The sequence below is a fragment of the Kitasatospora sp. NPDC097691 genome, assembly GCF_040302665.1.
GTDB lineage: Bacteria > Actinomycetota > Actinomycetes > Streptomycetales > Streptomycetaceae > Kitasatospora.
In genome coordinates, this window is record NZ_JBEORY010000107.1 from 1 (window position 1) to 11,105 (window position 11,105).

Annotated in this window: 10 protein-coding genes; 1 reads left to right on the plus strand and 9 read right to left on the minus strand. The window is 74.1% G+C overall.

The features are described from left to right. On the plus strand, nt 1-291 hold a 291-nt coding region (locus ABTY56_RS38150), incomplete at its 5' end, for a YccF domain-containing protein (RefSeq protein WP_350634291.1). Between the two features lie 123 nt (nt 292-414). On the opposite strand, the gene ABTY56_RS38155 is transcribed toward ABTY56_RS38150, so the two are convergent. The 9 genes from ABTY56_RS38155 to ABTY56_RS38195 form a co-directional block, all read right to left on the minus strand. Further along, a complete protein-coding gene (locus ABTY56_RS38155; protein WP_350634292.1) occupies nt 415-1,680 on the minus strand; it encodes an APC family permease in 1,266 nt (421 codons plus the stop codon). A gap of 145 nt (nt 1,681-1,825) precedes the next feature. Next, nucleotides 1,826-2,269 carry an SRPBCC family protein gene (locus tag ABTY56_RS38160; RefSeq protein ID WP_350634293.1) on the minus strand — a complete coding sequence of 148 codons (444 nt, stop codon included), beginning with the start codon at nt 2,267-2,269 and terminating at the stop codon, nt 1,826-1,828. A gap of 116 nt (nt 2,270-2,385) precedes the next feature. Continuing rightward, nucleotides 2,386-4,026 (minus strand): AMP-binding protein, encoded by a 1,641-nt coding sequence (locus ABTY56_RS38165; RefSeq protein ID WP_350634294.1) that lies wholly within the window; start codon nt 4,024-4,026, stop codon nt 2,386-2,388. Between the two features lie 138 nt (nt 4,027-4,164). Continuing rightward, nucleotides 4,165-4,404, minus strand: a complete 240-nt coding sequence (locus ABTY56_RS38170; protein WP_350634295.1) for a chaplin — start codon at nt 4,402-4,404, stop codon at nt 4,165-4,167. A 92-nt stretch (nt 4,405-4,496) separates the two neighbouring features. Further along, nucleotides 4,497-4,814, minus strand: coding sequence for a hypothetical protein (locus tag ABTY56_RS38175; RefSeq protein ID WP_350634296.1), 318 nt, complete (start codon nt 4,812-4,814; stop codon nt 4,497-4,499). Next, nucleotides 4,811-7,381 carry an Hsp70 family protein gene (locus ABTY56_RS38180; RefSeq protein ID WP_350634297.1) on the minus strand — a complete coding sequence of 857 codons (2,571 nt, stop codon included), beginning with the start codon at nt 7,379-7,381 and terminating at the stop codon, nt 4,811-4,813. Before ABTY56_RS38180 ends, ABTY56_RS38175 begins: the two co-directional genes overlap by 4 nt. 31 nt (nt 7,382-7,412) lie before the next feature. Continuing rightward, nucleotides 7,413-8,150: a nucleotide exchange factor GrpE gene (locus ABTY56_RS38185; protein WP_350634298.1), complete on the minus strand. Its 738-nt coding sequence runs from the start codon at nt 8,148-8,150 to the stop codon at nt 7,413-7,415. Then, nucleotides 8,147-8,572, minus strand: coding sequence for a hypothetical protein (locus tag ABTY56_RS38190; protein WP_350634299.1), 426 nt, complete (start codon nt 8,570-8,572; stop codon nt 8,147-8,149). The genes ABTY56_RS38185 and ABTY56_RS38190 overlap by 4 nt, the downstream gene beginning before the upstream one ends. A gap of 145 nt (nt 8,573-8,717) precedes the next feature. Next, the coding region (locus ABTY56_RS38195) for a hypothetical protein (protein ID WP_502893275.1) at nt 8,718-11,105 on the minus strand (2,388 nt) is incomplete at its 5' end.

Consider the following 11,105-nt stretch of genomic DNA (forward strand, 5'->3'; position numbering starts at 1 on the left):
ATCCCCTTCGGCATCGCCTCGTTCCGGCTCGCGGGCTTCATCCTGTGGCCGTTCGGACGGACGGCGGTGGAGCGGCCGGACGCCGGGGCGGCGTCGTGCGTCGGCAATGTGATCTGGCTGGTCTTCGCCGGGTGGTGGCTGGCCCTGGCGCACCTGATCACCAGCATCCCGCTGTTCCTGTCGATCATCGGGATCCCCTTCGGCTGGGCCAACCTGAAGATGATCCCGGTCTCGCTGACGCCGCTCGGCCGCGAGATCGTCTCCACCGACCAGGAGTGGGGCTCCTGGTAAAGCGCACGCACGCACGCCGACGGCCGGCGAGGCCCTCCGCCTCGCCGGCCGTCGGCGTTCCCGCGGACGTGGAGGCGGGCGCCGGGGCGGCGGGCGGCACCGGCGGCATCGGCTGACCGGCCGTCAGGGGCGGGCCGCCGCCTTGCGCACGCCGTACGCGGCGGCGCCGAGCGCGAGCACCAGCGCGCCCCACAGGACGGAGGCCGCCGGAAGGGCGAAGGCCAGCGCGAGGCAGCCGGCCGTACCGACGACCGGGACGAGCCTCGGCGGGCGGCCCTCGGCCGGGGTGAGGGTCCAGGCGGAGGCGTTGGCGACGGCGTAGTAGGCGAGCACGCCGAAGGAGGAGAAGCCGATCGCGCCGCGCACGTCGCCGACGGCCGCGACGACGGCCACCACCGCACCGACCGCCAGCTCGGCGCGGTGCGGCACGCCGAAGCGCGGGTGGACGGCAGCCAGGGCGTGCGGCAGGTGGTGGTCGCGGGCCATCGCCAGCGTGGTGCGCGAGACGCCGAGGATCAGCGCGAGCAGCGAACCGAGGGCGGCCACCGCCGCCCCGGCGCGCACCACCGGGGCCAGCCCGGGCGCCCCGGCGGCCCGGACCGCGTCGGCCAGCGGCGCCCCGGCGTGGGCGAGGCCCTCGGGGCCGAGGACGGCCAGGACGGCGAGCGCGACGGCGGCGTACACGACCAGGGTGATGCCCAGCGCCAGCGGGATCGCGCGCGGGATCGTGCGCTGCGGGTCACGCACCTCCTCGCCGAGGGTGGCAATCCGGGCGTACCCGGCGAAGGCGAAGAACAGCAGGCCGGCGGCCTGCAGCACCCCGTGGAACCCGGCGTCCGCGCCGACCGCCCAACGACCGGTGTCCGCCTCGCCACCGCTCAGGCAGGCCACCACCACGGCGGCGAGCACGCCCAGCACGACGGCGACGATCGCCCGCGTCAGCCAGGCCGCCTTCTGCACGCCGACGTAGTCGACCGCGGTCAGCGCCACCACCGCGGCGACCGCGACGGCGTGGGCCTGGGCGGGCCAGACGTACGAGCCGACGGTGAGCGCCATCGCCGCGCAGGAGGCGGTCTTGCCGATGACGAAGCCCCACCCGGCGAGGTACCCCCAGAACTCGCCGAGCCGCTCCCGGCCGTAGACGTAGGTGCCGCCGGACTGCGGGTAGCGGGCGGCGAGCCGGGCGGAGGAGGTCGCGTTGCAGTACGCCACCACGCCGGCCAACGCCAGTCCGATCAGCAGCCCGGAGCCGGCGGCGGCCGCGGCGGGCGCCAGCGCGGCGAAGACGCCCGCGCCGATCATCGACCCCAGCCCGATCACCACGGCGTCGAACACGCCCAGGTGCCGCCGCAACTCCCCCGGCCCGGCAGCCGACACCGACCCACTCATTGACCTGCACCTCTTCCCGTCGGGCCCGGACGACGGCGCACGATACCGGAGCGAAGCGAACGCCGGGGGTAGGGAGCGGCCGCGCCGGACGGGGCGGCGGTCGGGGGCCGGGGTCGGTGCGGCGGTCGGGGGAACGGTGCGGCGGTCAGCCGGCGAGGCGGGCTTCGAGCGCGCGCAGGTCCTCGGCGAGGGAGGTGCGGACCCGGCGGGACATCAACGGCGCGGTGAGCCGGTGGTAGCCCGAGGAGCCGCCGCGGACCCGGATGCGGGCGAAGGTGCCGGCCTGGGTGGGCTCGAAGGTGTAGGTGACGTGCATCGGCATCGGCCCCGCGACCGAGACCATGTCGAGCACCTGCGGCGGAGCGTAGCCCGCCACCCGCAGCACGTACTCGAAGCGCCGCCCGAGGAAGTGGGCGGTCCGGGTGACCTCGGCGCCCACGCCGAAGCCCCCGGTGTCGGCCTCCCGGGTGAGGGCGGCGCTGCGGATTCCCCGGGTCCACTCGTGGTCGTGGCGCCAGTCCATGGCGTAGCCGGCGACCTCGGCGGGCGGACGGGGGATCAGGCGTTCCACGGTGACGTCGAGGGGCATGATCACACTCTCCCGCCCGGGGTGCGGGTCCGCTCCCCGGACTGGCCCGGTCAGCGGGCGCCGGGGTCGGCGGCGTCACCGGATCGGTCGACGGAGCCCGCCGGACCCGGGGCGCCCTACAGCCCCAGGATCCGCAGCGCCTCCGTCCGCATCTCGACCTTCCGGATCTTCCCGGTGACCGTCATCGGGAACTCCTCGACCACGTGCACGTAGCGCGGGATCTTGAAGTGCGCGAGCCGGTCGGCGCAGTACTCCCGCACGGCCTCCGCGGTGAGCGGTTCCGCGCCCTCGCGCATCCGGACCCAGGCCATCAGCTCCTCGCCGTACTTCGGGTCGGGGACGCCGATGACCTGGACGTCGAGGATGTCCGGGTGGGTGTGGAGGAACTCCTCGATCTCGCGCGGGTAGAGGTTCTCGCCGCCGCGGATCACCATGTCCTTGATCCGCCCGGTGATGGCGAGGTACCCGTCCTCGTCCATCACCGCGAGGTCCCCGGTGTGCATCCAGCGCGCGGCGTCGACGGCCTCGGCGGTGCGCTCGGGCTCGCTCCAGTAGCCGAGCATGACGGAGTAGCCGCGGGTGCACAGCTCACCGGGCTCGCCGCGCGGGACGGTACGGCCGGTGGCCGGGTCGATGACCTTGACCTCCAGGTGCGGGCCGACCCGGCCGACGGTGGAGACCCGGCGCTCGACCGGGTCGTCGACGCGGGTCTGGGTGGAGACCGGCGAGGTCTCGGTCATCCCGTAGCAGATGGAGACCTCGGCCATGCCCATCCGCCCGATGACCTCCTTCATCACCTCGCTCGGGCAGGGCGAGCCTGCCATGATGCCGGTGCGCAGGCTGCCGAGGTCGTGGCGCTCGAAGTCGGGGTCGGCGAGTTCGGCGATGAACATGGTCGGCACGCCGTAGAGCGAGGTGCAGCGCTCGGCGGCGACGGCGGCCAGGGTGGCGCCGGGTTCGAAGGACGGCGCCGGGATCACCATGCAGGCGCCGTGCGACGTGGCCGCCAGGTTTCCCATCACCATGCCGAAGCAGTGGTAGAAGGGGACCGGGATGCAGATCCGGTCCTGCTCGGTGTAGTCGAGCAGTTCGCCGACGAAGTACCCGTTGTTGAGGATGTTGTGGTGCGACAGGGTCGCGCCCTTGGGGAAGCCGGTGGTCCCCGAGGTGTACTGGATGTTGATCGGGTCGTCGGGGGCCAACTCGCCCTGGCGATCGGCGAATTCCGCGACCAGCCGCGGGTCGGCCCGCCGGCCGGCGGCGAGCAGGTCGTCCCAGGCCGGACCGCCGATCAGCAGCACCCGCTCCAACTCGGGGCAGCGGGGCCGGACTTCGTCGATCATCGCGGCGTAGTCGGAGGTCTTGAACCGCTCGGCGGCGACCAGCAGCCGGATGCCGGCCTGGTTCAGCACGTACTCCAGCTCGTGCGCGCGGTAGGCGGGGTTGACCGTGACCAGGACGGCGCCGAGCTTGGCGGTGGCGTACTGGGTGAGCGTCCACTCGGCGCAGTTGGGCGCCCAGATGCCGACCCGGTCGCCCTTGGCGATGCCGAGCTCCAGCAGGCCGAGGGCCACGGCGTCGACGTCGGCGGCGAGTTCGGCGTACGTCCAGCGGCGCGCGGTGGGGCGGTCGACCAGGGCGTCGCGGTCCGGAAAGGCGCGCACCGCGCGGTCCAGGTTCTCCCCGATGGTGTCGCCGAGCAGCGGGACGTCCGAGGTACCGGAGGCGTAGCTGCGCGGGGTCGGCGTGGTCGGCACGTGCGGGCTCCTGGGTACGACGGGGCAGGACGGGGACCATGGTCCCGTTCCCGGCGCCCCGCCGCCACCCCCGAACGGGGGTGCGGACACGGCGCTGGGGCCGCCCGTCAGGTTCGACGGACGGCCCCAGCGCACGGGTCACGCGTTGATGCAGGTGTTGCCGATGGCCGGGTTCAGGATCGAGATGATCCCGATCGAGTTGCCGCAGACATTGGCTTCGAGGTTGATCGGGATCTGGATCACGTTGCCGGACAGGATGCCCGGCGAGCCGTAGGCGACACCGTTGGCGGTGGCGTCGCCCGCGGCGGCGGTGCCGGCACCGGCCAGGACGGCCACGGCCGCGAGCGCCGTGGCGGCGAGGGTGGTGCGAATACGCATTGCGTCACTCCTTGTGAGGGTGGCGAAGTTCCGTGTGACGATCACACTCGCACCGATGGAACGCGACGGCAGGTCGGGAGCGTCCGAATTGGTCACTCAGAGGGCGTGTCGCTCTCCCGCCCCACTCCCACGAGCCCCGCCGACCCGGCCACGCTCAGTGATTCCAGCAGCTCCCGGGCCGGATGCAGGCCCGGCTCCGCCTCCAGGGCGCCGCGCAGCCGGAACCACGCCGTTGCCTCGTCGCCGGCCGCCAGCGCCTCCAACGCCCGGTTGTAATCGATCCGACCGGCGTAACGCAGCCGGAACAGGACGGACACGTCCTCGCGGCAGGAGGGGCAGCACAGGCTCCGCGGATCCGCCGCGACCTTGCACAGCGGACAGAGCACCTCCGGGTCGGCCACGGCGCTCATCGCGGCCCCGCCTCCTCCGGGCGCACCGGGCCGAGCGACTCCGCCGCCGGCTCGCTGCCGAGCTCCCGCTGCGCCTGCGCGTACAGCGCCAGCAGGTTCGACATGTGCTTGTTGACCTCCTCCATGTTGGGCGCCTCCACGGCGGCGTCCAGGCCGCGCAGCTCCGCCATGATCAGCTGGCCCAGGGCGGGCGAGACCATGTTCTGGGTCACGTAGACGTTGCACATGGTGAGCATCCGCATGGTGTGGCCGAGCGAGTCGCACAGCTCGTCCGCCCGCTGAGCCGCGCGCATCGCGCCCTCCCAGTCGGCCGCCTCGCGGCGCAGCCGCAGCTCGGCGGAGACCGACCGCAGCCGGTCCAGGTCGCTCGGGTCGAGGTGCTTCTCGCAGTAGTGGATGAACAGGCTCAGGTACGCCTCCGAGCCGCGCACCCAGCGCTGGGCCTTGAGCTGGCGCTGGGCCCGCTCCAGCGCCTCGTCCACCGACTGGCCGCGGGTCTGGCCGGCCGCCAGGTCGTCCAGGGCGTCCATCAGCCGCTGCGCCTCGCGCATCTCGGCCTCGGTCAGCTCCCCGCCCCAGCGGTCGGTGAAGGTCTCGATCTGCCGCTGCTGCTCCTCGACCTGCACCTTCAGCTCCGGGTCCAGGGTGACCCGCTCCAGCTTGACGGTCTTCTCCGCGCCGCCCTGGATCCGTACGGACAGGGTGATGGTGCGGTCGCGGTCGAGGCCGAAGGAGACCTCCACCGGGGTGCGTCCGCCCAGGCCCTCGGGCAGGCGCAGGGTGAGGTGGCCGATCAGCTCGTTCTGCTGGGCGATCTCGTGCTCGCCCTCGTAGACCGCCACCTCCAGCCGCTGCCGGCCGCTGCCGGAGACCACGAACTCCCGGCTGACCGGCGAACTCGTCGGGTAGCTGGTGTTCTTGGGGATGATGACGGCGAGCCGGCCGTCGTTGAGCTCGATGCCGAGGTTCTTCGGCGTGATGTCGAAGGGGTTGGTGACCTGCATCAGTTCGCCGCAGCCGGTGCAGACCTCGCTGCCGGGCGGGTTGACCACGCCGCAGGAGCCGCAGCGCAGGCCGACGTCCTCGGCGGCGGTGGAGATCACCTTGGTCCCGCCGGGGGCGGCCGAGTTGAGCGCCTCACCGCACAGTTCGCAGGCGGTGACGCCGGGGGCCGCCGGGGTGCCGCAGCGCGGGCAGTTGTCGCTGCGCAGCACGGTGGTGGCCTGGGCCTGCTTCGGCACGGTCGCGCCGCCGCCGGCCGAACCTCCCAGCTCCTGACCGCACTTGGGGCAGTCGGCGGCCCCGGAGTCGACCGGGATGTGACAGGTCGGGCAGGAGACCCGGTCGCCGCCGAGCAGGGAGGTCGCGCAGTTGGCGCAGTTGGAGGCCGAGAGGTCCCCGGGGGCCCGGCACTCGGGGCACTCCACCTCGCCGACCAGCGCGGACTGCACGGCCGCGCCGAGTGCCACGCACTGCATCGGGTTGACGCCGCGCCGGATCCGGCGGGGGCCGAACACCTCGCCGAGCCGCCGGGCGACCAGCGGGATCGCGGTCGAGCCGCCGACCAGCACCACCTCGTCGATGTCCCCGACGGTCAGGTTGGCCTGCATGATGGCCTTGTGGGTCAGCTCGATGGTCCGCTCGATCTGGGTCTCGATCAGCTCCTCGAAGCGGGCGCGCTCGAACTCCGTCTCCAGCACCAGCTGTCCGGCGCCGAGGCCGGGCAGGATGACCTCGGAGGACTCCTGGTTGGAGAGCTCGATCTTGATGGTCTCGGCGGTGGAGGCGATCTTCGGGCGGTCGCGCAGGTCGGGCTGGTAGTCCGAGCCGTACTCCTCGCGGATGTCCTCCAGCAGCGCGGTGGTGATCGCCCGGTCGAAGTCGTCGCCGCCGAGCAGGTTGTCGCCCTCGATGCCGAGCACCGAGACCGAGCCGGGCACCAGCAGCAGGATGGAGATGTCGAAGGTGCCGCCGCCGAGGTCGTAGACCAGTACGGTCTTGCCCTCGTCGCCCGCCTCGGAGGTGATCCCGTACGCGAGCGCGGCGGCGGTCGGCTCGTTGATGATCCGCAGCACGTGCAGTCCGGCCATCCGGCCCGCCTCCTGGGTGGCGGCGACCTGCCGCTCGCCGAAGTAGGCGGGGACGGTGATGACGGCGCGGGGGAAGGGCTCGCCGAAGCGCTGCTCGGCGTCCTCCTTGAGCCGGTGCAGGACGATCGCGGAGATCTCGATCGGGGTGTACGAGCGGCCGTTGAACCAGACGTTGACGTCACCGTCGGTGCCCGCGGTGACCTTGTAGTCGACCTCCTTGAGGGCGGCCTGCACCTGCGGGTCCTTGAACTTGCGGCCCATGAAGCGCTTCACCGAGCGGATCACGTTGGCGCCGTCGATGGCGATCCGGCTGCGCGCGGTGGAGCCCACCAGCAGCTCGCCCTTGCGGCCGCTGCCGACGACGGAGGGCGTGGCCTCCTGGTTCTGCCGGTTGAAGATGATCTCCGGCTCGCCCCGGCGCAGGTGGGCGACCACGGAGTTGGTGGTGCCCAGGTCGATGCCGAGTGTGCGGTACATGTCGTTCCCCTCTTGCCCCTCGTGGTCCTGGCTACTTCTTGCGCTTGGCCCGCTTGCCCGTGGCCATCGCCTTGCGGCGGGCCCGGGGCGGGGTCGTCTTGGGCTGGGCGCGGGCGGGCTGTGCGGCGGCGGGATCAGCCGCTCCGGCGGCTTCGGCCGTCTCGGTCGCTTCGGCCGTCTCGGTCACTTCGGTCGCCTCGGCCGATCCGGCTGTCCCGACCGTCTCGGCAGCGGGCTCCCCGGCCCTCTCGGGCTGCTGCACCTCCGCTTCGGGCGCCTGGTCCGACTCCGCTGCGGCGACCACCACTTGGGCCCGCCGTAGCACCTCGTCCTCCCAGAAGAACCCGGTGACCACCGTCCGCACCACCGTCTCCGGCGCCACCCCGGGGCGGGCCTCGGTGCCGACGATCTCGGTCAGGTCCGGGTCCGCCGGCATGCCCTCCAGCCGCATCGGGCGGACCTTGGCCTTGGCGAGCCGGCCGAGCAGCCGCCGCCGGGTGGCCTCGATGCCCTCGCCGCGCCCCATCGCCACCAGCTCGCGGTCCAGGCCGAGGTCGGCGAGCGCGTCGTCCACCTCGACCAGGACGCCCAGCAGTTCGCGCTGCTCGGCCCGGGCGGCCTGCCGCTGCTCCGTCAGCTTGCTCCCCAACAGGGAAGCCCGGAAGAGCAGTTGGACGAACTTCCGCTCCAGGTCGACCTCCTCGACGCCCGGCGGGATCTCCAGCCGCCGGTGGTCGTCGAGCGGGAATGCGGTCGGTGCGTCGGTCATTCGGGAACCTCGATCTGCGGCAGCACGGACAGGTCGGCCGCGTAGCGGGCGGGGACGGGCGGTTCCGGGTCGGCGCCCGGCGGGGCGGGGTCGGCGAAGTCGGCGGCCAGCTCGGCGCGGTGCAGCGTCAGCAGGGCGGGGACGGGCGGCAGCGGCGGGCGCTCGATCACCAGCAGCGGTTCGGCGAGTGCGGGGGCGAGCAGGTCGGCGGCCCGGTCGACGGGCTCCGGCGGGAGGGGCTGCTGGAGGTCGGACTCCAGCCGCCGGTCCGGGTTGCGCAGCAGCGCGGCGGCCTCCTGGATCTGCTGGCGGGTGTGGCGGCCGGCCCGCATCGCCGGTCCGACGGCGAGGTTGATCTCGCGCACACCGGCCGTGAGCGGGATGCCCAGGACCTCGTACGGCGACGGTTCAGGCAGTGGCATGACGGGCGGTCTCTCCTCACGACTCACGACTCACGACTCACGACGGACGGCAGCGGGGAACGGCAGCGGGGACGGCGGGCGACCCACGACGGACGGCGCCGGTGGCGCACGGTCTAGGACGACGGCAACTGCCGTGCGGTTGCCGTCAGTAGAGCGAGTTGATCCGCCGCTGCATGGCGCGCAGCTCCTGGTCCTCCGGGTTGTGCTCGACGGCCCGGCGGGCCAGCTCGCGGGCCTCCCGCAGCTGGCGGGCGTTGGCCCGCTGGACGGCGTACGAGCCGTAGACGATGCCGAGTTCGCGGCGCAGCTTGTCGACGTCCTCCGGGGTGCGGGACAACCCGAGCGCCTCCTCCAGCAACCGGAGCGCCTCCTGGTAGCGGCGGGCCTCGTAGTGGCCGATGGCCTCACCGCGCCAGACGCTGACCATCAGGCGGCGGATGTCGGTCGAGTCGTCGTACGACTTGGCCTTCTGCAGCATGGCGGCCTGGGCGGTGAACGGCTTGTCGCCCATGTTGTCGACCACGTGGTTGGCGAGCATCACCGCGACCCGGCGCGGGGCCTCGCCCTCGGCGTCGCCGTCCCACTCCGGGTCCGCGTCCAGCGCCTCGGCCATCCGCTGCACCGCGACGACGCGGTTGTCGGCGAAGGCGGCCGAGCGGGCGAGGTGGCGCAGCACGAAGGCGAGGCCGAGCCTGTGGTCCGGGTCGGGGTTGAGGGAGATCAGCGCCCGCCAGGCGTCGGCGGCCTCCTCCAGCTCGGCGTCGGAGGCCTCGGGGCGGCTGAGCTGGCCGGCCCGGTTGCCGAGGGCGGCCTCCAGGAAGTGTCGGGCGGTCGGGTCGCCGGGGACGAGGTCCATGCTCTTCTGCAGCAGGTCCAGGGCGCGGGTGTAGTCCTTGTCCTCGTTGTTGATCTTGCGGGCCCACTGGGCGTAGGTGGCGCCGAGGTCGCCGCGCACCTCGGGGTCGTCCGGCGCGAGGGCGTACGCCTTCTCCAGGAGCTCGGCCGCTCCCGGCTGGTCGTCGACGGTGCTCTTGAGCAGTGCGCGGGCGGCCCGGACACCGGACTCGGCGGCGATCGCGGCGGCGTCGGCGGGCAGTTCGGCGCCGGGGACGGACCGGGCCCGGGTGAGGCAGTCCAGGGCCTCCCGCCAGTCCTGGTTGCGGTGGTGCTCGCGGGCCTGGCTGACCAGCGACTCGCCGAGCAGCGACTGCCAGTCCTCGCCCCGCCGCTGCTGGGGCACCGCGTCCAGGGCGGCGACGGCGGCGGCCTGCCGGCCCTGCAGCTGCAGGTAGCGCTGCGGGCCGAGCTCGCCGAAGAGGCCGAGGGCGCGGGTCGGCGCGGGGGCGTCGGGGCCGGCGGGCCGCCGCCAGGCCCGCACGGCCTGCTCGAACGCCTCGGCCCAGGCGGCGAGTTCGGGCTCGGCGCGGAGCAGCCGGTCGAGCGTGGGGCCGACCGTCAGGCGGCGGGCGGGGCGGCCGGGCAGGGTGATCTGGATGTCCTCGCGGGCGAAGGCGTCGGCGCTGTGGGCCTCCATGCCGAGGCGCAGGGTCCAGGCGGTCATCTCGTCGCCGCCGCGGCCGGCGGCCCGGTCGAGGGCGCGCAGGTCGTCGCGGAGGCGGTCGATGAGCCCGGTGCGGGCGGCGGCGAGCCGCTGCGGTTCGGGGGTGCGGCCGGTGATCCGGGCGGACTCGGCCCACAGTTCGGGCTGGTGGAGGGCGGCGACCAGGCAGCCAAGCGTCCAGGCCCAGACCTCCTCGCCGATCGTCCCGGCGGTGTCGGTCCCGTCGGCCGCCGCCTCGGACGCGGACGCCGACGTGGTCGCAGACACCGATGCGGTCGCGAGCCGGTAGCCGGCCAGGCCGAGGGCGTGCAGCAGCCGGGGGTGGGCCGGGTCCTTGAGCAGCAGCTCGCGGTAGGCCGCCCAGGCCTCGCGGTGGCGGCCCTCGGTGGCGTGCTGGTGCGCCTCGTGCTCGGCGAGGAGGACGAGGGTGCCTGCGGCCTGCGGGTGGCCGGGGGCGAGGGTGAGGGCCTGGCGGAGGTCGCCGGCGGCCCGTCCGGGCTGTTCGGCGGCGAGGGCGGCGCCGGCCCGGCGGACCAGGACGGCGGCGCGGACGGCGGTGGCGTCGGCCGGCAGGCCGGCCAGTGCCTCGTCGTGGCGGCCGAGTTCGGCGCGCAGCAGGGCGAGGTCGAGCCGCACCGGTCCGGCGGCGGCGCTGTCGCCGAGCGCCGTGGCCCAGGCGGCGAGGACGGGTTCGGCCTGCTCGGGCACGCCGACGCGGCGGGCGCAGTCCAGAACGGCGCGCAGCGCGGGGCCGGCGCAACGGACGCAGCGGGGGGATCCGGTGCCCTCGGGGGCGTGCAGGTGCTCGGGGCAGGCCTCGCGGCCGCAGCCTGCGCAGGCGCCGGTGGCGGGCCGGTCGCAGAGCGCGCAGCCGGCGGCGGGCCCCGTCGCGCTTGCCGGAGCCGCGGCGGCGGTCAGGAAGTGCCGGTACCACTCCAGCGCGACGGCCCAGTTGCCGGCCCGTTCGGCGAG